This is a genomic window from Pseudomonas sp. xss_2 (assembly GCF_043104195.1).
In the GTDB taxonomy this organism is placed as follows: Bacteria; Pseudomonadota; Gammaproteobacteria; order Pseudomonadales; family Pseudomonadaceae; genus Aquipseudomonas; species Aquipseudomonas urmiensis.
Genome location: NZ_JBICKL010000004.1, coordinates 22,220 through 46,489 on the forward strand (window position 1 = coordinate 22,220; position 24,270 = coordinate 46,489).

Here is a 24,270-nt window from a genome sequence, read left to right on the forward strand (position 1 = left end):
GACGCAGGGTGACTACAAGGTCCTCGTGGGAGCGGGCTTGCCCCGCGATAGAGCCCACATTGTCATCATGAGGTATGCAGTGTGTCGGACTTGGCCTCACGCTGGCCCGCCCAATACTGGATCAGCTCGCGCAACTGCGACAATTCCACCGGCTTGGCCATATGCCCATCCATCCCGGCCAGGCGCGCGCGTTCCTTGTGCTCGTTGAGAATGTGCGCGGTAAGGGCCACCACCGGCGTGCGCTGGCGCTGATTCTCGGCCTCCCAGGCACGCAACTGCTGGGTCGCGGAGAAACCATCGAGTACCGGCATTTCACAGTCCATCAGCACCAGGTCATAGCGCCGTGCCTTCATCGCGCGCAGGGCTTCTTCGCCATTACTGGCGGTGTCCGGCTCCAGGTTGAGCTTGCCGAGCATGCCGCGGATGACCTTGGTCGAAATGCTGTTGTCCTCGGCCACCAGCACATGGAAATCGACCGGCAGTTCCACCGCTGGCGTAGGTGCGGCGAACACTGCTGGGATCGCCTGTTCGCGCCCCCGCTGGGCCAGCTCTTCGGCCAGGGTGGTTTTCAAGGTATAGCCGGCCACCGGCTTGGCCAGGATGCGTTTGACGCCGGCGTTGCGGGCAATCACTTTGCTCGGCGCATTGCTGATACCGGTGAGCATCACCACCAGGATGTCGTGGTTAAGGCTTGGGTCTTCCTTGATCTTCGCCGCCAACTGCATACCCGTCATGCCGGGCATGTTCTGGTCCAACAGCACCGCATCGAAGTAGTCGCGCAAATGCGCCTTGGTGCGCAGCAGGGCAAGCGCTTCCTTGCCCGAGGGCACGGCACTGACATTCATGCCCCAAGCGCTGCACTGCTGCACCAGCACCTTGCGGCAAGTGTCGTTGTCGTCCACCACCAACACCCGCGCATCGCGCAGCGGGCCGTCGAGGTCGGCCGGTGGTTGCTCCAGGCGCGAGGGGTCAAGTGGCAAGGTCAGCCACAGGGTGTTGCCCATGTTGCTGCTGCTCTTGATGCCGAACTCGCCCTGCATCAGGCCGATCAGCTGCTTGGCAATCACCAGGCCCAGGTGGCCACCGAGCTTGTTGCTGGAAAGGAACTGGTGGCTGTGCAATTCGGCCTGCAGCAGCGCTTCGCGCTCGGCTTGGGGCATGGCTGTACCGCTATCCTGCACGGCAATGCGCAGGCGTGGCTGGTCGGCACGTTGGTCGAGCGCCACCACCAGCAGGATCTCGCCTTGCTCGGTGTTTTTCAGGGCATTTTCCAGCAGGCTCGAAAGGGCCTGGCGCAGCCGCGTCGGGTCGCCGCTGATAACCCGAGGGACTTGCGGCTGGGTAAAGCTGATCAGCTCGATATTCTGTTGTTCGGCCTTGGCCCGGAAGATGTTCAGGCAATCTTCGATCAGTGCATTGAGGTCGAACTGCACATCGTCCAGCTCGATCTGCCGCGACTCCAGCTTGGAGATGTCGAGGATCTCGTTGATCAGCGTCAGCAGCTCGTTGCCGGCGCTGTGGATGGTCTGCACGTAGTCGCGTTGCTTGACCGACAGCGGCGTGCCGAGCAGCAGTTCGGTCATGCCCAGCACACCGTTCATCGGGGTGCGAATCTCGTGGCTGATCTTGGCCAGGAATTCGGCCTTGGCGTTGATCTCGGCATCGCTGGCGGCCAGTGCGCGGCTGGCGCGGAAGCGCTCCTCGCTGATCTTGCGCAGGCGCTCGCTGACCGCCAGGTTGAGCAGCAGGCCACTGGTTACCGTCAAGGCCATGAGGATGCACAGCAACCAGGGCGTCGAGGTTCGGGTCAGGCCCAGCAGGGCCGGCAGCAGCACCAGGCCGCCCAGGTTGAACACCAGCATCGCCAGGGCAAACAGGCGCGCCGGGCCGTAGCCTTTGTACCAGTGATAGCTGCTGACCAGCAGCATGCTCACGCTGCCCACGGCGAGCAGGGCGTAGGTCATCAGGTTCAGCGGCAAGGTGTCGACGAACAGCAGCACCAGGCCGCTGACGGCAGCCACCAGCATCTCGCCTTGCAGTAGCCGGTTAAGCCGCGGCGAGCCACAGGGGCTGAAGAAGTGCTGGGTGAAATACAAGCCGGCCAGGCCCGCCATCACCAGGGTCAAATAGGCGGCTGGGGTCTGGGCGCTATGCCACAGGTGCCACCAGGGCCCGCTGAGGTTGAGCAGGATCAACCCACTGAGCAGCATCAGGCCGTGATACAGCGCCAGGATCAGGGTGGTACTGGAGCGGCTGTAGAAGAAGCGAATCAGGTTGTGCAGGATCAGCATCACCAGCCCGCCGAACAGCAGGCCGAACAACAAGGGGCGGGTCTGGTCGGTCGCGGCCGAGGCGGCGGTCTCCAGGCTGATCGCGGGACGCAGTTGATGTTCCGAGACCAGGCGCAGGTAGATATCCAGCGGCTGGCTGCTATTGGGTAGCGGTAACACGTGATCACTGCCGCGCAGGGTCGGGCTGGCATCGCCGGCCTGTTGCCCGTGTTGCAGTTGACGCAGCAGCTTTTCGCCGTCCAGTGCGTAGAGGTCTAGGCGCGACAGGTCTGGGGCGAATACCCGCAGCAGGCGTTCTTGCTCACCGGGCTCCAGGCGATAGTGCAGCCAGAGCGCTTGATCGGCGGCGGAGGCTTGTAGCTCGTTGAGCTGCAAGGGACTGAATTGGTTGCGGTAGCGGTCCGAGCGCACATCGCTCAATTGCAGGTTGGCCTGTTCGTCGAGCAGCACCGTCCAACCACCGCCTTGATCGGCCGAAGCCGGGAGCAGGCAGAGCAAGGTCAGCAGGCTGACGATAAGGGCAGTGGCAATCCGAAGCCGACGCACGACGAAATCCCTTCTTAGCTAATGTGCCGGATAACAACTATGCGCGGCGCGCCAAGGCGAAGGCAAGGCCCATCGGGGCCTTGTCGACGAGCCGAAGGCCGTGCGCCAGGGGCTTCACGGCCATTCGGTAATGCAATGTTACTGTTGCTCACCGCGCTCGCGGGCAATGGCCCGGTAGCCGATGTCGCTGCGATGGAAACTACCGTCCCAGCTGACTTCCTTGGTCAGGCGATAGGCTTGCTGTTGCGCAGCCTCGACAGTCTGGCCCAGGGCAGTGGCGCACAACACGCGGCCGCCGTTGGTCACGACTTGGCCATCCTTCAGCGCGGTGCCAGCGTGGAACACTTTGCCTTCCAGCTTGGCGGCAGCGTCCAGGCCGCTGATCACAGCGCCTTTAGCGTAGTCGCCCGGGTAGCCACCGGCAGCCAGCACCACGCCCAGGCTCGGGCGCGGATCCCATTGTGCTTCGACCTTGTCCAGGGCCTTGGCGAACGCTGCTTCGATCAGCAGCACCAGGCTCGACTCCAGGCGCAGCATGACTGGCTGGGTTTCTGGGTCGCCGAAGCGGCAGTTGAACTCGATGACCTTGGGGTTGCCCGCCTTGTCGATCATCAGGCCGGCGTAGAGGAAGCCGGTGTAGACATTGCCTTCTTCGGCCATGCCGCGCACGGTCGGCCAGATCACCTGGTCCATGACCCGCTGGTGCACATCGGCAGTGACCACTGGCGCCGGGGAGTAGGCACCCATGCCGCCGGTGTTCGGGCCGCTATCGGCATCGCCAACGCGCTTGTGGTCCTGGCTGGTGGCCATTGGCAGCACGTTGTGGCCGTCGACCATGACGATGAAACTGGCTTCTTCGCCATCGAGGAATTCTTCGATGACGACGCGCGAACCGGCTTCACCGAAGGCATTGCCGGCGAGCATGTCGCGTACAGCGTCTTCGGCTTCCTGCAGGGTCATGGCGACGATCACGCCTTTACCGGCGGCCAGGCCGTCGGCCTTGATCACGATCGGTGCGCCTTTTTCCTTCAGGTAAGCCAGGGCTGGCTCGATCTCGGTGAAGTTCTGGTAGTCGGCGGTGGGGATCTTGTGGCGCGCCAGGAAGTCCTTGGTGAAGGCCTTCGAGCCTTCCAGCTGGGCGGCGCCGGCGGTTGGGCCGAAGCAATCCAGGTTGCGGCTGCGGAACAGGTCGACGACACCAGCGACCAGTGGCGCTTCCGGGCCGACGATGGTCAGTTGGACATTCTTTTCGGCGAAGTCGGCCAGTTGCTCCAGGGCAGTGACCTGGATGTCGACGTTCTCGCACTTGGCTTCGGTGGCGGTGCCAGCGTTGCCGGGAGCGACGAAGACTTTCTCAACGCGTGGGTCCTGGGCGACTTTCCAGGCCAGGGCGTGCTCACGGCCGCCGTTGCCGATGATCAAAACTTTCATGTCAAAACCTCGAATTCTTTCGGACGGGAGGCAAAGCCTCACGCTGTACGAGGTCGCAATGGAGCAGGTAGATGCAAGGCGGGGACGGTTGCGCTGAGCGCAGTTGCCTTCTGGCAATGAGCATCAGCGGAACCGGCCCCAACGCAGCAGATGCCTGCTTCAGTGCGGCCGATTGTCGTAAATCAGTGGCGGAAGTGGCGCATGCCGGTAAATACCATCGCGATGCCAGCTTCGTCGGCAGCGGCGATGACTTCAGCATCACGCATCGAACCCCCTGGCTGGATAACCGCGGTGATACCGACTTTAGCTGCATTGTCGATGCCATCACGGAACGGGAAGAACGCGTCCGAGGCCATGACCGCACCCTGCACCTGCAGGCCAGCATGCTCGGCCTTGATTGCAGCGATACGGGCCGAGTTGACGCGGCTCATCTGGCCGGCGCCGACGCCGATGGTCTGGCGCTGCTTGGCGTAGACGATGGCGTTGGATTTGACGAACTTGGCCACTTTCCAGGCGAAGATCAGGTCGTGGATTTCTTGCTCGCTCGGCGCGCGCTGGGTGACGATCTTCAGGTCGTCAGCGCCAATCATGCCGATATCGCGGCTCTGTACCAGCAGGCCGCCGTTGACGCGCTTGAAGTCCCAACCGGCAGCACGCTCGGCTGGCCACTCGCCGCACTCGAGCAGACGCACGTTCTGCTTGGCCGCGACCACGTCACGGGCAGCTTGGGAGATTTTCGGCGCGATGATCACTTCGACGAACTGACGCTCGACGATGGCTTTGGCGGTCTCGCCATCGAGCTCGCGGTTGAAGGCGATGATGCCGCCGAAAGCCGACTCGGTGTCGGTGGCGTAGGCCAGCTCGTAGGCTTGGCGGATGCCGCCTTCGTTTTCCGGGACCACGGCAACGCCGCACGGGTTGGCGTGCTTGACGATCACACAGGCCGGCTTGACGAAGCTCTTCACGCATTCCAGCGCGGCATCGGTGTCGGCGACGTTGTTGAACGACAGCTCTTTGCCCTGCAACTGAACGGCAGTCGAGATGCTCGCCTCGCCCTTGTTCGCTTCAACGTAGAACGCCGCGCTCTGGTGCGGGTTCTCGCCGTAGCGCATTTCCTGGGCTTTGACGAACTGGCTGTTGAAGGTGCGCGGGAAGGCGCTGCGCTCTTGCGTCGACAGGGTGTCTTTGGCCTGGTCGATGGTGCCCATGTAGTTGGCGATCATGCCGTCGTAGGCGGCAGTGTGCTCGAATGCCTTGAGCATCAGGTCGAAGCGCTGGGCGTAGGTCAGGCCACCGGCCTTGAGGCTTTCGAGTACTTGGCTGTAGTCGCTGGCGTTGACCACGATGGCCACGTCTTTGTGGTTCTTGGCCGCCGAGCGGACCATGGTCGGGCCGCCGATGTCGATGTTCTCGATCGCGGTCGGCAGGTCGCAGCCTGGCTTGGCGATGGTGGCTTCGAACGGGTACAGGTTGACCGCAACCAGGTCGATCGGCTTGATGCCGTGCTCGTTCATGATGGCGTCGTCAGTGCCGCGACGGCCGAGGATGCCGCCGTGGATTTTCGGGTGCAGGGTCTTGACCCGGCCGTCCATCATTTCGGCGAAGCCGGTGTAGTCGGCCACTTCCACCGCGTCGACGCCGTTGTCCTTGAGCAGCTTGTAGGTGCCACCGGTGGACAGGATCTCGACACCGAGCTGTTGCAGCTCACGAGCGAATTCGAGGATACCGGTCTTGTCGGAGACGCTGATCAGGGCGCGGCGGATCGGCAGGCGGGTAGTCTGGTCGGTCATTTCGGATTCCATAACGCGGTGGAGTCAGCAAAAAAGGCGCCTCCTTCGGGAGCCGCCTTTTCTGATTGGGATTCTGGCTTTACAACAAGTCGTACTGCTTGAGCTTCTTGCGCAGGGTGCCTCGGTTGAGTCCGAGCATCTCGCTGGCCTTGGTCTGGTTACCCTTGACGTAGTTCATCACACTTTCGAGCAGCGGCGCCTCGACCTCCGAGAGCACCAGGTTGTACACGTCCGTGACGGAAGCGCCTTCGAGGTGGGCGAAGTAGTTATGCAGCGCCTTCTCGACGCTGTCGCGAAGGGTCTGGCCCTCTTCGCTTGGCGTATTGAGGTGCTGTTTGAGGTTGGCGTTGTCGCTCACGGGCGTTGTTCCACTCACTAAAGTCTCGGTCATCATCGTCATGCGGCCACCCCTTGTTCGTCCTTTGTTTCAAGGCTCTGTCGACATTCGCGAAAGAACTCGCGAACGTTGGCGCACTGCGCTTGTGTCTCATCCAAAGCGTTGAACCGGGAGCGAAACTCCTTGCCGCCGGGTCGTGTTGCCAGGTACCAGCCAACGTGCTTGCGGGCGATACGTACGCCCATCACATCGCCATAGAAGGCATGCAACGCGGCCAGGTGCTCCAGCAGAATGCGTTCCACCTCGTCCAGCTCGGGAGCTGGCAGGTGTTGGCCGGTCCGCAGGTAATGCTCGATCTCGCGGAAGATCCACGGCCGCCCTTGGGCGGCACGGCCGATCAGCAGGCCGTCGGCACCGGTGGCGTCGAGCACCAGTCGGGCCTTTTCTGGCGAGGTTACATCGCCGTTGGCAAAAACCGGGATCGACACCGCCTGCTTGATCGCAGCGATGGTGTCGTACTCGGCTTCGCCGGTATACAGGTCGGCGCGTGTGCGGCCATGCACCGCAAGCGCCTGGATGCCAGCCTGCTCGGCGATCTTCGCCACGTTCAGGCCGTTCTTGTTCGCCCGGTCCCAACCGGTACGAATCTTCAGCGTCACCGGGACCTCCACTGCGCCGACCACGGCATGGAGGATCTCGCTGACCAAGGCTTCATCTCTCAATAAAGCAGAGCCTGCGGCCTTGTTGCAGACTTTTTTTGCCGGGCAGCCCATGTTGATATCGATGATCTGGGCGCCCGCCTCGACATTGGCCAGGGCCGCCGCTGCCATCATCTGCGCATCACCGCCGGCGATCTGTACCGAGCGTGGCTCGGGATCGCCTTCATGGATGCGGCGCAGACGCGACTTGCGGCTGTCCCACAGGCTCATGTCGCTGCTGACCATTTCCGAGACCACCATGCCTGCGCCGAGGCGTTGGCAAAGTGTGCGGAAAGGTTGGTCCGTAACCCCGGCCATGGGCGCAAGGATCAGGTTGTTTCGCAGTGTATAAGGGCCGATGCGTACCGCCGACATAGGTGTTCCCTGTTGTGGGGCCGAATCATTGGAGTTCGAAAAAGGGTTGGCATAATACCCGCTCTCGATGACCGGATAAAGATGAATCTGGATAAAATCTGAACAGCTGCGGCCTTATGCCCCTGGGTTTGGGACAGCCCTCCGGCGCCGGTAAACCGGCGACCGGGTGGGGTGGTTATTCCGGAGAGCGGAAGCTGAGGCTGTAGTTCACCGCCTTCGGGCCTGGGTCGAGGATATCCAGGGCGATGTGGATGGGCGTCTGGCTAGGCATTTCGCCGCGACCGGCCAATTCGCCGGAGAGGTATTCGCTGGGTTTGAAGCGACGGCTGGCAATCAATTGACCGTTGAGGTCGGCGAAGCGCAGCTCCAGCAGCGGGAAGGGCTGGGAGAATGGCGCGCGGTTGTAAATGATTGCATCGACGATCAGGGCACCTTTGAAGTCCGGGTGGCTGCGTACTACCAGGTTACTGCTCTTGATCCGGGCGATATCGACCCGGGTGGGCACTTGGCAGCCCACCAGCGGACACAGCTGCTGGAACCACGGGCGGTACTGATCCTGACGGGCCATCTCGTCGAAATGAAACCACACATACTGGAACGCCAGCAGCCCGGCAGCGAGCAAGGTCAGGGTGCCCCACAGCAGGCGCTTGGCCCAATTGGCCTTGGGCTTTTGCCAGTCCAGTTGCAACGGGTCGTCGACCACATCGATCAACGGCTCTTTGCGCCGCGTGGCGCGGGCACTGAGGCCGGGTTCGATGCGTTCGTTGCGTTCGTTGTGGGCTGGGTCGAGGTCGTCGTCGGCATGGGCCGAGAGGTGCTCGCTGCGCATTTCGTCGTCGAGCGCGGATATGCCTTTTTCCGTCAGCTCGTCGTCATCGCGCGCGGCCAGCCGGTCGTGCTGATGTAGCTCAGGCTCAGGCTCGTCCAGGGCAATTGTCGGTTGTTGACGAGCCGGTTCGTCGTCGGCTTCCAGGTCCAGGCTCAGGGTTGGCTCGGTGCGCTCGCCGGGGGCCGGTTCCAGGTCCAGCGGTTGTGCCTCGATCAACGGCGGCTGTGGCTCGAGCAGCGCCGGGAGCTCTTGCGCGGGCTCGTCGGTGGCATTGCCGAACGGCTGGTCGTGGTGTTCGTCCAGGCTGTGATCGTCACGCCGGGCTTGCAGCGCATCGTTGCGGGCTTCGGCCTGGCCTTCTACCGGCTGGTCACGGCGCTCCAGATGAGCCAGCGCCTGGTCCAGGTCGAGGTCATCCAGGGCTTGCGAGGTGGCCGCCCAGTTGTCGGCGGTTGGCGCGTCGACAGGCGCCGGTGCTGGCGCTGCGACAGCTTCTGGCGTCGGCGCGACGGCCGTCGCCGGAGCGGGCTGGGCAGTGCCGGCGCGGTTCTGCTCAAGCAACTGCTTGGCGGCGTTGAACACCTGTAGGCACTGGCCGCAACGAACCACCCCACGGGCCACGCTCAACTGATGATGAGTGACGCGAAAGCTGGTCTGGCAATGCGGGCACTGGGTGACGAAACTGTCGGTCATGCGGCAATCCGGGGGTTGTGCAAGGAATTATTCTAGGCCGGCCGAACGACGGCGACCACTGATGCGCACCCAACCGTCGCGTTCAGCGATCGGATCCAGGTCGAAGTCCTTGGCGTAGGCTGCGGCGACTTCCTCACCTTGTTCGGCGAGGATCCCCGACAACGCCAGCAGGCCACCGGGGCGAACCAGCCCGGACAATTGCGAGGCCAGCGACACCAATGGGCCTGCGAGAATGTTGGCGACCAGCACGTCGGCCTGCATGGCCGGCATGTGTTCCGGCAGGTACAGCGGGAAGCGCTCTGCGCCTATGCCATTGCGCCCGGCGTTGTCGCGCGAAGCTTCCAGCGCCTGTACGTCGATGTCGGTGCCGACCGCTTCGCGGGCGCCGAGCAGCAGCGCGGCGATGGCCAGAATGCCCGAGCCGCAACCGAAGTCCAGCACCTGGCTGTCCTGGAGCTGTTGGCCATCGAGCCATTCCAGGCACAGTGCGGTGGTCGGGTGGGTGCCGGTGCCGAAGGCCAGGCCCGGATCGAGCAGCAGGTTCACTGCATCTTTTTCCGGTGCTTCATGCCAGCTCGGCACGATCCACAGACGACGGCCGAAGCGCATCGGCTGGAAGTTGTCCATCCAGCTGCGTTCCCAGTCCTGGTCCTCGATCACCTCGGCGTGGTGCTCGGGCAGTTCGGCGTTGGTCAGCAGGCGCAGGTGGGCGAATACCTGCTCAGGCTCGGCATCGGCTTCGAACAAGGCCAAAAGGTGGGTGTGCGACCACAGCGGGGTGGTGTTGAGGTCCGGCTCGAAGATCGGCTGGTCCTCGGCGTCCATGAAAGTCACCGAGACAGCACCCACTTCCAGCAGGGCATCTTCGTAGGTTTCGGCTTGTTCTGGGCTGATGGCCAGGCGTACTTGCAGCCAGGGCATGGCGGGTACCTTTGATGAATCGAGTTGGGGGCAGCACTGGGCTGCGCGAAGGGGTGCAGTTTACTTGAGTGCGTGGGGTTTGTGCGATTTGCTGCTAGTGGCAGAGTGGATGATGGCGCACCAGGCAGATGGCGTTTTTGCTCTGGCGCGCGTTGAATCAACAGCGCACGGGCTACAGCGCGGGGCAGGGCTCACACCACCTGCTCGAGCCAATCATTGAGGTTGGAGTAATGACTTATCCGGGCAATCTTGCCGCAGTGGATATAGAAGAACGCCCCGGCCGATAGCACATAGGTCTGCCCTTTGGCCGGGGGCAACCCAGGGGCATCGGCAAGATACGCCCCATGCACGGTAAATTCGGCCGCTGCGCGAGTGCCTTCGGTATTTTCCATGACCACCAGATCGGCCAAGCGCTCGCTATAGCAGCGGTTGAAGTTGTCCAAGAACGCGGCAAACGCTCGCTTGCCCATCTGCCGCTCGCCTTGGTTGATGTCATGGATCACATCTTCGCTGAGCAGGGCGAGCAAGGCTGGCAGGTCCTTGGCGTTGAGGGCGCGGTAGTAGGCGTTGACCAGTTCAGTAGCGGTCATGGCAATGTTCCTGTCGTGTTCGGGAAAGGAGGGGGCATGCAAGCGATGATAGGGTCTTGACTCAGGCCCGGCTTAGCCGAGTACGTCATCCACATCGACAAAACGACCGCCCCGCATGGAAATCCGCCTGCTGCACGGCGCCGCGATTGCGCCTTACATCGATGACCTCGCTCGCCTGCGCCTGACGGTGTTTCGCGAATTTCCCTACCTCTATGATGGCACCCTGGAGTCTGAGGCCGACTACCTGGCCATTTACGCCCGCTCTGGGCGTAGTCTGGTGGTCCTGGCCCTGGACGATAGCAAGCTGGTTGGTGCCTCGCTTGGCCTGCCGCTGGTCGATGGATCGAGCCAGTTGCAGCAGCCGTTCCTGGCGCAGGGGCGCGATCCGGCAAGCGTTTATTACTTTGCTGAGTCGGTGTTGCTACCCGCCTATCGAGGCAGGGGCCTGGGGGTGCGCTTTTTCATCGAACGCGAGTCTTATGCGCACAAGCTGGCTGAATTCGACTATTGCGCGTTCTGCACGGTGGAGCGCCCGAATGGTCATCCACTAAGGCCGACGGACTACAAGCCACTGCACGGGTTCTGGCGCAACCGGGGGTTTCTTGACGAGCCATCCTTGCGCAGCTCACACGCCTGGCGCGATCTGGATGAGCAGGAGGAATCGTCCAAGATCATGTCGTTCTGGCTCAAGCCGCTGCCGCTCTGAGCGCCAGACGGCCCGGCAGCTGCGCAGGGCGCAGCACTTGCTCGCTCTAAGAGGCTACAAGTTCGAGGGGACGCCGTGTAACCACGGCGATAGCTCAAAAAAAACCCCGGCACCAGGCCGGGGTTCTTCACAACAGCATTAGCTCAAGATCAATCCTGGTTAGCCAGTTTGTGCTCGAGGTAATGGATGTTGACGCCACCTTTGCAGAAACCTTCATCACGCACCAGGTCGCGGTGCAGTGGGATGTTGGTCTTGATGCCGTCGACGACGATCTCGTCCAGGGCATTGCGCATGCGCGCCATGGCCTCGTCGCGATCCTTGCCGTAGGTGATCAGCTTGCCGATCAGCGAGTCATAGTTCGGCGGAACCGAATAGCCGCTGTACAGGTGCGAATCGACCCGCACGCCATTGCCACCTGGGGCATGGAAGTGCTTGACGGTACCTGGGCTTGGGATGAACTTCTTCGGGTCTTCGGCGTTGATCCGGCACTCCAGCGAGTGACCGCGGATCACCACGTCTTCCTGGGTGAACGACAGCTTGTTGCCAGCGGCGATGCTGAGCATCTCCTTGACGATGTCGATACCGGTGACCATCTCCGAAACCGGGTGCTCCACCTGAACACGGGTGTTCATCTCGATGAAGTAGAAACGACCGTTCTCGTAGAGGAACTCGAAGGTGCCAGCGCCACGGTAGCCGATCTCGATGCAGGCATCGACGCAACGCTTGAAGACTTCCTGGCGGGCCTGCTCATCGATGCCTGGGGCCGGAGCCTCTTCCAGCACCTTCTGGTGACGGCGCTGCAAGGAGCAGTCGCGATCGCCCAGGTGGATGGCATTGCCTTGGCCGTCGGACAGCACCTGAACTTCCACGTGACGTGGGTTGGTCAGGAACTTCTCCAGGTAGACCATCGGGTTGCCGAAGGCTGCACCGGCTTCGGTACGGGTCAGTTTGGCCGAGGAGATCAGATCCTCTTCCTTGTGCACCACGCGCATACCGCGACCACCACCGCCACCGGCGGCCTTGATGATCACCGGATAACCGACTTCGCGAGCGATCGCCAGGGCGGTTTCTTCGTCTTCCGGCAGTGGGCCGTCAGAACCCGGAACGGTTGGCACGCCGGTCTTGATCATCGCGTCCTTGGCCGAAACCTTGTCGCCCATCAGGCGAATGGTATCGGCTTTCGGGCCGATGAAGGCGAAACCGGATTTCTCCACTTGCTCGGCGAAGTCGGCGTTTTCCGCGAGGAAGCCGTAGCCAGGGTGGATTGCGGTAGCGCCTGTCACTTCGGCAGCGGCGATGATCGCCGGGATGTGCAGGTAGGAGTCTTTGGACGAAGCAGGACCAATGCAGACCGACTCGTCTGCCAGGCCCAGGTGCATCAGTTCACGGTCGGCCGTGGAGTGCACGGCGACGGTCTTGATGCCCAGCTCTTTGCAGGCACGCAGGATCCGCAGGGCAATTTCCCCACGGTTGGCGATCAGGACTTTTTCCAGCTTCCCAGACATCGTTGGCTCTCCGCGAATCAAACGATGGTGAACAGCGGCTGGTCGAACTCAACCGGCTGACCGTCTTCTACCAGGATGGCGTCGATGACACCGCCGATTTCGGCTTCGATGTGGTTCATCATCTTCATCGCTTCGACGATGCACAGGGTGTCGCCCTTCTTGATGCTCTGACCGACTTCAGCGAAGTTCGGCGAGGTCGGCGAAGGCTTGCGGTAGAAGGTACCTACCATCGGCGAACGGACCACGGTGCCTTTCAGTGCGGGTGCGGCGGCAGCGGCTTCAGCAACCGGTGCGGCTGCAACTGGAGCGGCGGCGACGGGCGCTGCGTGCATCGGTTGTGGAGCGAAGTACTGCTGGGCAGCTGGGGTCTTGCTGTGACGGCTGATGCGAACGGACTCTTCGCCTTCCTTGATCTCCAGTTCGTCGATGCCGGACTCTTCCAGCAGTTCGATCAGCTTTTTGACTTTACGGATATCCATTAATCAGCAACTCCCAAGGTTCGGTCGGGGACGTAATTTGAAAACGTGTCGAAAACGTTTCTCTATGACCTCGGCCCCAAGGGGCCAAGGCCTTGTGTCATCAGGGCTGTGCGTTGGCAGCCAGGTGTTCCAGCGCAGACTCCAGGGCCAACCGGTAACCGGTGGCGCCCAAGCCGCAGATCACCCCTACAGCAACATCGGAAAAGTAGGAGTGATGACGGAACGGTTCACGCTTGTGCACGTTGGACAGGTGCACTTCGATGAATGGGATGCTCACTGCCAGCAATGCGTCACGTAATGCGACGCTGGTGTGGGTGAAAGCAGCCGGATTGATCAGGATGAAGTCGACGCCTTCGTTACGCGCGGCGTGGATACGGTCGATCAGTTCGTATTCGGCATTGCTCTGCAGGTACTGCAGATGGTGGCCTGCGGCGCGGGCACGCTGCTCCAGGTCCTGGTTGATCTGGGCGAGGGTGGCGGCACCATAGTGACCTGGCTCGCGGGTACCGAGCAGGTTGAGGTTGGGGCCATGCAGCACCAGTAGGGTTGCCATCTGCGGGTTCCTTGGTCTTGTAGGGCAATTCGACATGCGCGGCGACTATGCCGCAAAGCGACCACGAGTGTCCAGTTCCCTGCAATAGCCAGCACGATGTCCGAGATTCGCGCAAAGTATGTGACCAAATGATTAATTTTGGTCACCTATACAGAGAAAAGTCCCAGTCAGCGGGAAGTTATAGACCGAGTTTGCCGCGCACGCGCGTGAGAATGTCTGCAAATTCGCCGGCGTTTATTTCGCCAATGACCCGATCGCTGGTCATTTCGCTGCCGTTCGCGGCAAAGAACAGCAGTGCTGGCGGGCCGAACAGCTGGTAACGGTCGAGCAGGCCGCGCTGCTCGGCGTTGCTTTCGGTGATATCGAAACGCAGCAATTTGAAGGTGCCCAGCTGAGCTTGCACCTGGGGTGCGCTGAGCACTTCGTGCTCGATCACCTTGCAGCTGATGCACCAGTCGGCGTACCAGTCGAGCAGCACCGGCTGGCCTGCCGCCTTGGCCTGAGCCAAGGCCGCATCCAGCGCTGCGGGGGTGGTGATGGTCTGCCAGGCATCGGTCTTGCTCACCGATGTGCCTGCGCTTGTCGCCACTGCGGCGTGCGGCAGTGGCCGCAACGGATCGCCCTGGCCGCTCAAGGCGCCGTACCAGCAGGCCAGCGCATACACCAGCAGGGCCAGGCCCAGCAGTTGCGCCAGGCGTTCCCGGGGCGTCTTGGTGACAAACTCCAGCGCGCCAAGGAACAGCGCTACGCCTGCCGCCAGCAGACCAATCAGCAGCAGCGTCACTGGGCCTGGCAAGACTCGGCTGAGCAGACCGATCGCCAGGCCCAGCAGCAGTACGCCAATCGCGTTCTTGACGGTATTGAGCCAAGCACCGCTCTTGGGTAGCCAGGCTGCACCGCCGGTCGCCACCAGCAACAGTGGCGCACCCATGCCCAGGCCCAGGGCGAACAGCTTCAACGCGCCGCCCAGCGCATCACCACTGGCGCTGATATACAGCAGGGCGCCGGCCAGCGGCGCCGAGACGCAAGGCGAAACCAGCAGGCTGGAGAGTACCCCGAGCACCGCCGCGCCCAGCAGCGAGCCACCTTTGGTGCGGTTGGCGACGCTGTCCAGGCGATTGCTCAAGGCTTGCGGCAGCTTGAGCTCGAATAAGCCGAACATGGCCAGGGCGAAGATCACGAAAAACAGCGCAAACGGCACTAGTACCCAGGCCGATTGCAGGCGCGCCTGCAGGTTCAGGCTGGCACCGAAGACGCCCATCAGCGCACCGAGCACGGCGAAGCAGGCGGCCATCGGCAGCACATAGGCCAGCGACAGGCTCAAGCCACGCCATCCGCCAACCTGACCGCGCAGGACCACCCCAGAGAGGATCGGCAGCATCGGCAGTACGCAGGGGGTGAAGGTCAGGCCGACACCGGCTAGGAAGAATAGCAACAACGATTTCCAATTCCAGCCGGCGTCTGATGAGCCTGGGACTACGCCACCCTCGCCAGTGATCGGCAGTCGCGCGGTTTCCGGCGGATAGCACAAACCCTTGTCGGCGCAGCCCTGGTAGCCCACCAGCAGGGTGAAGGCACGTTGATCGGCGGCTGGGCGTGGGAGGGTGATGTCGAGGACGCCGTGATACACCTCGACATCGCCGAAGAATTCGTCGTGCTTGGCCTCGCCAGGCGGGATCTGCGCTGCGCCCAGGGCGATGTCGGCCGGCTCGCTGCGGAACTGGAAGCGGTGGCGATAGAGGTAGTAGCCGTCGCTGGCAACGAAACGCAGCTTGATGGTGTGCGCGTCGCTACTGACCAGGCTGAGCTTGAAGGCCTCGTGCACCGGCAGGAAGTCGGCGCTGTTGCTCAGCGAAGACGCGCCGAGGGTGGCGCTGGGGCGGTTATCGAGCAGGCCGCTGGCGAAGGCGGGGCTTGCCAGCAGCAGGAACAGCAGGAAAAACAGGCGGCGCATGGCGGACTCGCGAGGTGGAACGTGGGGGCATGATAGCGGAGTTGCTGTTGATTGGGGTTGTACCAGGCTGTGGCGCGACACATGGCCGCTGGAATTGTGCTGCCTGCACCATCGCTATCGCGGGGCAAGCCCGCTCCCACGTGTAACCCCTTGCAAGGCGCTATCGCGGGGCAAGCCCACGTGTAACCCCTTGCAAGGCGCTATCGCGGGGCAAGCCCACGTGTAACCCCTTGCAAGGCGCTATCGCGGGGCAAGCCCACGTGTAACTCCTGGCAAGGCGCTCGGCGTGGGAGCGGGCTTGCCCCGCGATAGCGTCGGTACGGGCGATGCCCACTCAGAGCCTGAACGCCCGCACTGCGCTATTGAGCTGCCCACCCAGCTTGAGCAGTTGCTCACCCTGCTCGCGGCCTTCGCCAATGCGCTGCAGATTGTCTTCGCCCAGCTCATGGATTCGCTCACTGTGATCCCTGATTTCGCTCACCGCCCCTGTCTGCTGGGCGGTGACATCGGCAATTCGCACGGCGGTATCGGAGATGGTCCGAATCGCACTGACAATCTCATCCAAGGCGCCGTCGGCAGCCTGCGCCTGGCTTGCGGTCGCCTCGGCATGCTCAAGCTGGATGCGCATGCCATTGACCGATTCGCGCGCAGCCTGTTGCAGCCGGTCGATCAGCGCCTGGATCTCACCGGTAGCGCCGGTGGTGCGCTGAGCCAGTGAGCGCACCTCGTCGGCCACCACGGCAAAGCCGCGGCCCATCTCGCCCGCTCTAGCGGCTTCGATGGCGGCGTTGAGGGCCAGCAGATTGGTTTGTTCGGCAATCGAGCGAATCACTGTCAGGACGCCGCCGATGGTCGCCGACTCTTCGGCCAGTTGCTCGATCATCTGCGCATTGCCCTGCACTTCATCGACCAAGGCACGTAACCCGGAAAGGCTTTGGCCAATCACCGCCTGGCCATGCTCGACGGCGCGCCCGGCATCGTGGCTGGCATCGGCCGCGGAGCTGGCGTCGCCCGCCACCTGTTGAATGGTCGCCTCCAGCTCGCCCAGGGCATCGCGGATCTGCGCAGTGTCGCCGGCCTGGCGCTCGGCGCCATCGTGCAGGGCGCTGCTCATGCTGGCCAGGGCATGGCTGCTGCCGGCCACTTGCTCGGCATTGGCGCGCAGGGTGCCGACCAGTTCGACCAGGTACAGGCGCAGGCGGTTGAGCGACTCCTGGATATCGTGCAGTTCACGGTTGGTCTTGCCCAATGCAATGGCTTGGCCGAAGTCGCCCTCGGCCCAGCGTGACAGCGCTGGCGCCAGGTGGGTCAGGGTGCGGGTGAGGCGGCGCTGGAGGGTGTCGATGAGCAGTGCGATCAGTAGGATCAGGCCGATCATCAGGCCTTGGATGATGCGCACCTCGCTGGCGATCTGGCCATGTTGCGCACGTACCTGCGGCTCTAGGGCGGCGATGGCCTGTTGCACCGCATCCAGACGTTCGCCGGTGCTGGTGGCCAAGGCTGCGCGGCGCTGGATCTGTTCACGGGTGCGTTGCAGTTCGCCAGGATAACGACTGAGCAGGCTTTGTAGCTCGCGCTTGAGGCCTACGGCAACGTCTTCCTGTTGCTCGCTGGCCTGGGTTTGCAGGCCCATCAGCGCGGCGAAGTCGTCGGCGTTGGACTCGGCGGCGCGGGTCACCCCGAGCAGCGGTAGGGCGTCGATCGCCTCGGCCTGGGTGCGGATCAGCTGCAGTTCGCGCTCGACTTCGTCGGCCAGCTCTGCTCGGCCACTGCTGACCAGCTTGTCGCGTGCCAGTGACAAGCGCCCCAGGTGTACGGCGGCGTCAAGCACGGGAGCAAGATAGCGAGGGGCATCGCTGCTGCCGCTGTCACGGGCGTAGCTTGCCAGTTGTTCGAGGTTGGCCCCCAGCTCACGTTCGGCTTGCAGCAGCAGGGCTTGCGGATCGCCTGCAAGCTTGCCGGCGGCAAGGAGCTCGTTAGTGGTGAAGGCCTGCAAGTTATCCAGGCTCGGCCGCAGTTGTTCTGCCAGTGGCTGCGGCCATTGGGCTAGCGCCTGGTGCAATTGTTGATTGGCTTCGGTGGCGGCTGCGTGGCGCAGGGCGTCGCCACTGGCCAGATACGCCTGGATGTTAAGTGCGGCTTGGTTCTGGAACTGCTGCGACAGGCCCAGGTAGCGCTCCATCAGTTGATAGGGGCGCTCGAGGGCACGTTGCGACCACCACAAGGTTGCGCCCAGGGCAATGCACACGGTTACCAGCAAGAGGGTATTGAAATTGGTCAGCCACTTCAGGCGCATGGCGCGAACTTCCGGCGGGAGTGGAGAGGTAGGTGCCTGAAGTTATTGCGATTTTGTGACGCGGTGATGACGGCGGAGGGTTGGCGCCCTAAAAAAGTGGCTATTTGCCTTTATCTCGGCGCTGACCGGTTTGTTGGGGCACCAAAGCGCTAAGGCGAAGGCGCTACGGCTCTACTCGCACCACACAGTTACGCCCGGCATGTTTGGCTCGGTACAGCGCCTCGTCTGCGGCACTGGCCATGGTCAGCGCATCATGCTGTTCATCCAGTTGCACCACCCCGGCGCTGAAAGTGCAACGTAGGTCCTGCGGCTGGGCCGGATAGAGAATCTCGGAGAACCGCCGACGAATTTCGTCGAGCACCTTATGCGCTGCCGCCAGGTGGGTATTGGGCATGACAATGGCGAACTCTTCACCGCCATAGCGGCCGATATAGTCGGTCTTGCGCAACCGTTGCTTGAGAAATAACGCCAGGCTCTTGATCACCCGATCGCCCATGGGGTGGCCGTGGCGGTCGTTGATCTTCTTGAAATGGTCGATATCGAGCATGGCAAAGCTCAGCGGCAGTTCTTCGCGGCGGGCGCGAAAGCTGCAGTCCTCCAGCAGCTGGAGAATGTGGGTGTGGTTGTACAACCCAGTCAGGCTGTCACGAACCATCCGCGCCTTGAGATGGCGCGCACGGGCGGCGCGGTTGCGCACGGTGGTGATCAGGTGGCGCGAGCGGATCGGCTTGGTCAGGAAGTCATCGCCGCCCTCGCTCATGGCATCGAGCTGCTTGTCCAGGTCATCCTCGGCCGACAGGTAGATGATCGGCACACTGACATAGCGGTCGTTGTGGCGTATCACTTTAGCCAGCTCAGTGCCGGTGCAATCGGGCATGTACATATCGAGGATGATCAGGTCGGGCTGAAAATCGGCAAGCTCGGCCATGGTGCGGATCGGTTCGGTGAGCGTGCGAGTGATCATTCCGGCGCCGTTGAGCAGGCGTTCGGTGTGCATGGCTTGGGCGCGCGAATCGTCGATGATCAGCACCCGAAACGGGTCGTACTGGGCGGCGCTGGTCAGCAGTTCGACTTTCTCCAGCAGGCTGGAGGCTTCCAGGGTGCCGGTGAGAAATTCCTGGCCACCGGCGCGCACCGCGGCCAGGCGGGTAGGGGTGTCGGTTTCGTGCAGGCTGAAAAACAGCAGCGGGATGTGCTGCTCCAGGCCCTGCTGGGCCTTGGCCGCTAGCTGCAAGCCGCAACCTGGGCCGCTGAAGTCGACGTCCATCACGATCGCCGCAGGCAGCCGTTCATTCATCGACGAGCAGAACGCCTCGGCGCTGAACAAGGCCTGCACGCCCAGGCCAAAGAATTCCAGCTGCTGGGCCAGGCGCTCGGCGCGATCGTGATCTTGCAGCAGGATATATACCGGCTTGCGCAGGGGTGGCAGCGGCACGTTATCGAGCTGATCACCTTTGCGCAGGCCGGTGCGCGACAGGCGCTGCATCAAGCGGTTGAGCTCAGCGATCGACTCGGAGTTGAGTCGCGCACTGTTGGCTTCGATGGCGCGCAAGGTCTGCCCGATCGCCACCGACAGGCTGCCATGCTCGGGCTGTTCGAAGCGCTCGGCGTACCGTTGCAGGCGCAGGTTGGCCTCGCTCAGCTCGCCCAGGTCGCTCGCCGACCACTCGCCACGTTGCAGGCGCTGCCAGATCTCGAGGATCTGTCGGGCCTGGTGGATGACCCGCTGGGCGAAGTGCTGCTTGAGGCGCTCGTGGCTGGGCTCTGCTGGCTGGGTCATGTCCTGACTACTTATAGATTGGGAATATGCAGGTGCGATGATGGCTCTATGCTAGCACCGCTTTTCCGACAAGCGAGTGCTTCGTGTCAACAAAGCGTTCAAGTCTGCTTATTCAGTTGCTGACCGATTGGTCGCTTATGCGTAAGGCGGTGTCTGCTTTATAGTGCTGCGACGCGGGCTTGCCGTGGCACCCTGGGGCAGACCTGAGGTCCAAGCCCTCAACCGTCGTGACAAATTAAGGACAAAGCCATGCTGGACTGGAAAAACCGCGAGGCAAAAGCTGAGCCCCGCGAGCGGGCCGACACCCGTGGCGCCGCTACCCGTAGCTACCTTGGTGGCCTTTGGAGCCGTGCCCTGGGCACCCTGATCGGGCTGTACCTGCTGGTATGCATCGGCCTGGGTTGGTACTGGAGCCAGGAGCCGGAGTTGTTCCCGGTGCAGCAAAATGCCCAGGCCGCCTCCGAGCGCACTGGCCACAAGATGGTTGTCGGCTACACCACCATCGAAACCCTCAAGACTGTCGCCGGCACGCTGCTCGACAAGCCCGGTGGCTACATTTCCAACGACCGTTTCCCACCTGGCTTGTGGATGGACAACATGCCGAGCTGGGAATACGGCGTGCTGGTCCAGGTGCGTGACCTGTCGCGTGCGCTGCGCAAGGACTTCGCCCGTTCGCAGTCGCAGTCCACCGAGGATGCTGACCTGGCCAAGGCCGAGCCGCGCTTCAACTTCGACAACAAGAGCTGGATCCTGCCGTCGAGCGAATCGGAGTTCGAAGAAGGCATCAAGTCGCTGAACCGCTATCAGGCGCGCCTGGCCGCTGGTGACCAGGGCGCGATCTTCTACACCCGTGCCGACAACCTGAACAACTGGCTGGGCGACGTCGCCACGCGTCTGGGCTCGCTGTCCCAGCGCCTGTCGGCTAGTGTTGGCCGGGTCAAGCTCAACAGCACCCTGAAGACCGAAACGGTGGTTGCCGGCCAAGCGCCGCAGCTCGATGAGGAGCTGGTCGAGACGCCGTGGCTGCAAATCGACAACGTGTTCTACGAAGCCCGTGGCCAGGCCTGGGCGCTGTCGCACCTGCTGCGTGCGATCGAGGTCGACTTTGCCGACGTGCTGGCGAAGAAGAACGCCACGGTCAGCGTGCGCCAGATCATTCGTGAGCTGGAAGCCTCGCAGGAAGCGCTGTGGAGCCCGATGGTGCTCAATGGCAGTGGCTTTGGCATGTGGGCCAACCACTCGTTGGTGATGGCCAACTATATTTCCCGCGCCAACGCCGCTGTGATCGACCTGCGTCAGCTGCTGTCGCAAGGCTGAGTATGCCCATCACCCCAGCCGAGGCCGCCCACCGCGCGGCCTCCGACCTTGAGCAGATTGCCTGGGTCGATGCCGCCGACCAACTGCTCGGGGCACTGCCCCGGGCCGAGTTGCGCGAGCGTGGCTTGATCGGTCGTGGCACCTTCATTCTGCTGTTCAACAGTGCCGGCGAGCTGTGCATCAACCGCCGTTCGTTGAGTAAAGCCGTGTATCCGGGGTATTGGGACGTGGCGGCGGGTGGCATGGTCGCGGCCGATGAGAGCTATGCCGAGTCGGCGGCCAGGGAGCTTGAAGAAGAGCTCGGCGTTTGCGGCGTCGAGTTGCGGTTTCACGAGAAGTTCTTCTTTGACCAGCCGGGTAACCGGCTCTGGTGCGCGGTGTTCTCGGCGGTCTGGGATGGCCCGCTGCGGCTGCAACCGGAAGAAGTCATCGAAGCCCGCTTTGCCAGCCTCGAGCAGGTCGAGATCGATCAGCGGCAGCTGGCGTATTGCCCGGATTCTCTGGCCGCGTTGCAGCGCTACCGGCAGCGCTTGGCCTGACGTCGCGAATGCTTCGTAAAATGGCGCATTCCAGTACTTAGCAACCGGCGCATTTATCGTTACACTGCGCGCCCTTTTCGGGCTGTCGCAAGATCTGCGTCAGTAGCGCCGCCCCTGCCAGAGTGGGGCTTCGCGGTCGGTTCCAGGCAATGGCGTCGACCAGTTTTTGTCCTCAGCAAGAGGAACAAAAGTGGCCAAGAAAGCTTCTTCCTTCTCCGCCCTTGGCGGTCTCGTGTATTCCACCGATGCCGGTCGGCATTGCCCAGCGTGCGGCAAGCCGGCGGATGCCTGCATCTGCAAGCAGCACGTCATCCCCGAAGGTGACGGAATCGCCCGCGTGCGCCGCGAAAGCAAAGGCCGTGGCGGCAAGACCGTGACTACGGTCAGCGGCGTTCCGCTGGCCCTCGAACAGCTCAAGGAGCTGGCCACCAACCTCAAGCGTCGCTGTGGCACGGGCGGAGCGCTGAAGGATGGGGTCATCGAGATTCAGGGCGATCACGTCGAGCTGCTGCTCGGCGAGTTGACCAAGCTGGGCTTCAAGGCGAAAAAATCCGGCGGTTGATCCGCCTGGACGCATTTTTCCCCAGGGCTTTCTAAACTCGTTTCCGTAGTCAGGGTCTATCCCTGGACATGGACGAACCGTCATTTTCAGTTTCTACACTGCCAGCGCCCTTTCGGTAGGGCAGTGTCTTCGACTTTTCTACAGGGGACTTGAATGTCCGTACGACGCACACGCAAAGACGATGGTAGCCAGTGGACCGTGGCCGATAGCCGCAGTGTTTATGGCATCCGCCATTGGGGCGCAGGGTATTTCGCCATCAATGAAGCCGGGCGCGTCGAAGTGCGCCCCAATGGCCCCAACAGCGCCCCGATCGACCTGTTCGAGCAGGTCGACGAGCTGCGCCAGAGCGGTTTGTCGCTGCCGCTGCTGGTGCGCTTCCCTGACATTCTGCAGGACCGCGTGCGCCAGCTGACCGGCGCCTTCGACGCCAACATCGCGCGCCTGGAGTACCAGAGCCAGTACACCGCCCTGTACCCGATCAAGGTCAACCAGCAAGAAGCGGTGGTGGAAAACATCATCGCCACCCAGAACGTCTCGATTGGCCTGGAGGCCGGCTCCAAGCCCGAGCTGCTGGCCGTGCTGGCGCTGGCACCCAAAGGCGGCACCATCGTCTGCAACGGTTACAAGGACCGCGAGTTCATTCGCCTGGCGCTGATGGGTCAGAAGCTTGGCCACAACGTGTTCATCGTCATCGAGAAAGAATCCGAAGTCGCCCTGGTGATCGAGGAAGCCGCTGAGCTGAAGGTCAAGCCGCAAGTGGGCCTGCGCGTGCGCCTGTCGTCGCTGGCGTCGAGCAAGTGGGCCGATACCGGTGGCGAGAAGTCCAAGTTCGGTCTGTCTGCGGCCCAGCTGATCTCGGTAGTCGAGCGCTTCCGTGGCGCCGGCCTGGACCAGGGCATTCGCCTGCTGCACTTCCACATGGGCTCGCAGATCGCCAACCTGGCGGACTACCAGCACGGCTTCAAGGAAGCTATCCGCTACTACGGCGAGCTGCGCGCCTTGGGCCTGCCGGTCGATCACATCGACGTCGGTGGCGGCCTGGGGGTCGACTACGACGGCACTCACTCGCGCAACGCCAGCTCGATCAACTACGACATCGACGATTACGCCGCAGTCGTGGTGGGCATGCTCAAGGAGTTCTGCGATGCCCAAGGCCTGCCGCACCCGCACATCTTCTCGGAAAGCGGCCGCGCCCTGACTGCGCACCACGCGATGCTGGTGGTGCAGGTCACCGACGTCGAGAAGCACAACGACGAAGTGCCGACCATCGAAAACAAGGAAAGCCTGCCGGAGACCGTGCAGTGGCTGGTCGACCTGCTCGGCCCGACCGATATCGAAATGGTGACCGAGACCTACTGGCGCGCTACCCACTACATGGGTGACGTGGCCGCGCAGTATGCCGACGGCAAGATCAGCCTGGCCGAGAAAGCCTTGGCCGAGCAGTGCTACTTCGCTGTGTGCCGCCGCCTGCACAACTCACTCAAGGCTCGCCAACGTTCGCATCGCCAAGTGCTCGATGAGCTCAACGACAAGCTGGCGGACAAGTACATCTGCAACTTCTCTGTGTTCCAGAGCCTGCCGGACACCTGGGCGATTGGCCAGGTACTGCCGATTCTGCCGCTGCATCGCCTCAACGAAGAGCCGCTGCGCCGCGCCGTGCTGCAGGATCTGACCTGCGACTCGGATGGCAAGATCAACCAGTACGTCGATGAGCAGAGCATCGAGACCAGCCTGCCGGTGCATGGCATCAACGAAGGTGAAGACTACCTCTTGGGGATCTTCCTGGTCGGTGCATACCAGGAGATCCTGGGCGACATGCATAACCTGTTTGGTGACACCGATTCGGTGAACATCTACCAGAATGCCGATGGCAGCGTGTACCACGCCGGGATCGAGACCCATGACACCATCGAAGACATGCTGCGCTACGTGCACTTGTCGCCGGAGGAGTTGATGACGCATTACCGTGACAAGGTCGCCAGCGCCAAGATCACTGCGCGTGAGCGTACCCAGTATCTGGATGCGTTGCGCCTTGGCTTGACCCGCTCTTCCTACCTGTCGTCGTAAGCTTCAATGGC

18 protein-coding genes and 1 pseudogene are annotated in these 24,270 nt (G+C 62.6%); 5 read left to right on the top strand and 14 right to left on the bottom strand.

Features of this window, described 5'->3' with window-relative positions:
• Positions 1–65: 65 nt before the first annotated feature.
• The 8 genes from ACF8K2_RS00360 to ACF8K2_RS00395 form a co-directional block, all read right to left on the bottom strand.
• Positions 66–2,837: a response regulator gene (locus ACF8K2_RS00360; RefSeq protein WP_392462988.1), complete on the bottom strand. Its 2,772-nt coding sequence runs from the start codon at positions 2,835–2,837 to the stop codon at positions 66–68.
• 138 nt (positions 2,838–2,975) lie between these two features.
• Positions 2,976–4,268, bottom strand: a complete 1,293-nt coding sequence (gene purD / locus ACF8K2_RS00365; RefSeq protein WP_186555541.1) for a phosphoribosylamine--glycine ligase — start codon at positions 4,266–4,268, stop codon at positions 2,976–2,978.
• Between the two features lie 182 nt (positions 4,269–4,450).
• Positions 4,451–6,058: a bifunctional phosphoribosylaminoimidazolecarboxamide formyltransferase/IMP cyclohydrolase gene (gene purH, locus ACF8K2_RS00370; RefSeq protein WP_186555540.1), complete on the bottom strand. Its 1,608-nt coding sequence runs from the start codon at positions 6,056–6,058 to the stop codon at positions 4,451–4,453.
• A 79-nt stretch (positions 6,059–6,137) separates the two neighbouring features.
• A complete protein-coding gene (gene fis, locus ACF8K2_RS00375) occupies positions 6,138–6,458 on the bottom strand; it encodes a DNA-binding transcriptional regulator Fis (RefSeq protein ID WP_101316071.1) in 321 nt (106 codons plus the stop codon).
• Positions 6,455–7,468, bottom strand: coding sequence for a tRNA dihydrouridine synthase DusB (gene dusB, locus ACF8K2_RS00380; protein WP_186555539.1), 1,014 nt, complete (start codon positions 7,466–7,468; stop codon positions 6,455–6,457). The genes fis and dusB overlap by 4 nt, the downstream gene beginning before the upstream one ends.
• A 175-nt stretch (positions 7,469–7,643) precedes the next feature.
• Positions 7,644–8,990, bottom strand: a complete 1,347-nt coding sequence (locus ACF8K2_RS00385) for a DUF3426 domain-containing protein (protein WP_392462989.1) — start codon at positions 8,988–8,990, stop codon at positions 7,644–7,646.
• A 27-nt stretch (positions 8,991–9,017) separates the two neighbouring features.
• Complete coding sequence (gene prmA / locus ACF8K2_RS00390; protein ID WP_392462990.1) at positions 9,018–9,911, bottom strand: 50S ribosomal protein L11 methyltransferase; 894 nt, start codon at positions 9,909–9,911, stop codon at positions 9,018–9,020.
• Between the two features lie 191 nt (positions 9,912–10,102).
• The gene (locus ACF8K2_RS00395) at positions 10,103–10,501 is read right to left on the bottom strand and encodes a ketosteroid isomerase-related protein (RefSeq protein WP_186555536.1); all 399 of its coding nucleotides are present in this window, start codon (positions 10,499–10,501) and stop codon (positions 10,103–10,105) included.
• 115 nt (positions 10,502–10,616) lie between these two features.
• Between ACF8K2_RS00395 and ACF8K2_RS00400 the strand changes: the two genes are divergently transcribed.
• Positions 10,617–11,207 (top strand): GNAT family acetyltransferase, encoded by a 591-nt coding sequence (locus tag ACF8K2_RS00400; RefSeq protein ID WP_392462991.1) that lies wholly within the window; start codon positions 10,617–10,619, stop codon positions 11,205–11,207.
• Between the two features lie 149 nt (positions 11,208–11,356).
• Here ACF8K2_RS00400 and accC read toward each other — a convergent pair whose 3' ends face one another.
• The 6 genes and pseudogenes from accC to ACF8K2_RS00430 form a co-directional block, all read right to left on the bottom strand.
• Positions 11,357–12,712 carry an acetyl-CoA carboxylase biotin carboxylase subunit gene (gene accC, locus ACF8K2_RS00405; protein WP_186555534.1) on the bottom strand — a complete coding sequence of 452 codons (1,356 nt, stop codon included), beginning with the start codon at positions 12,710–12,712 and terminating at the stop codon, positions 11,357–11,359.
• Between the two features lie 17 nt (positions 12,713–12,729).
• On the bottom strand, positions 12,730–13,191 hold the full coding sequence (gene accB / locus ACF8K2_RS00410) for an acetyl-CoA carboxylase biotin carboxyl carrier protein (RefSeq protein ID WP_186555533.1): 462 nt from the start codon (positions 13,189–13,191) through the stop codon (positions 12,730–12,732).
• A gap of 100 nt (positions 13,192–13,291) precedes the next feature.
• Positions 13,292–13,744, bottom strand: coding sequence for a type II 3-dehydroquinate dehydratase (gene aroQ / locus ACF8K2_RS00415; RefSeq protein ID WP_011535870.1), 453 nt, complete (start codon positions 13,742–13,744; stop codon positions 13,292–13,294).
• Between the two features lie 178 nt (positions 13,745–13,922).
• The gene (locus ACF8K2_RS00420) at positions 13,923–15,698 is read right to left on the bottom strand and encodes a protein-disulfide reductase DsbD (RefSeq protein ID WP_392462992.1); all 1,776 of its coding nucleotides are present in this window, start codon (positions 15,696–15,698) and stop codon (positions 13,923–13,925) included.
• A gap of 334 nt (positions 15,699–16,032) precedes the next feature.
• Positions 16,033–16,548: pseudogene (locus ACF8K2_RS00425) on the bottom strand (methyl-accepting chemotaxis protein); the annotation flags it as partial.
• Positions 16,549–18,157: 1,609 nt separating this feature from the next.
• Positions 18,158–19,774 (bottom strand): diguanylate cyclase, encoded by a 1,617-nt coding sequence (locus ACF8K2_RS00430; RefSeq protein WP_392462993.1) that lies wholly within the window; start codon positions 19,772–19,774, stop codon positions 18,158–18,160.
• Between the two features lie 249 nt (positions 19,775–20,023).
• Between ACF8K2_RS00430 and ACF8K2_RS00435 the strand changes: the two genes are divergently transcribed.
• The 4 genes from ACF8K2_RS00435 to speA all read left to right on the top strand — a co-directional run bounded on the left by ACF8K2_RS00435 (position 20,024) and on the right by speA (position 24,259).
• On the top strand, positions 20,024–21,091 hold the full coding sequence (locus ACF8K2_RS00435; protein ID WP_186555529.1) for a DUF2333 family protein: 1,068 nt from the start codon (positions 20,024–20,026) through the stop codon (positions 21,089–21,091).
• A 2-nt stretch (positions 21,092–21,093) separates the two neighbouring features.
• Positions 21,094–21,630 carry an NUDIX hydrolase gene (locus ACF8K2_RS00440; RefSeq protein WP_392462995.1) on the top strand — a complete coding sequence of 179 codons (537 nt, stop codon included), beginning with the start codon at positions 21,094–21,096 and terminating at the stop codon, positions 21,628–21,630.
• A gap of 190 nt (positions 21,631–21,820) precedes the next feature.
• Complete coding sequence (locus tag ACF8K2_RS00445; protein WP_186555527.1) at positions 21,821–22,192, top strand: translation initiation factor Sui1; 372 nt, start codon at positions 21,821–21,823, stop codon at positions 22,190–22,192.
• A 153-nt stretch (positions 22,193–22,345) separates the two neighbouring features.
• Positions 22,346–24,259: an arginine decarboxylase gene (gene speA, locus ACF8K2_RS00450; RefSeq protein WP_186555526.1), complete on the top strand. Its 1,914-nt coding sequence runs from the start codon at positions 22,346–22,348 to the stop codon at positions 24,257–24,259.
• The last annotated feature ends 11 nt before the right edge of the window (positions 24,260–24,270 follow it).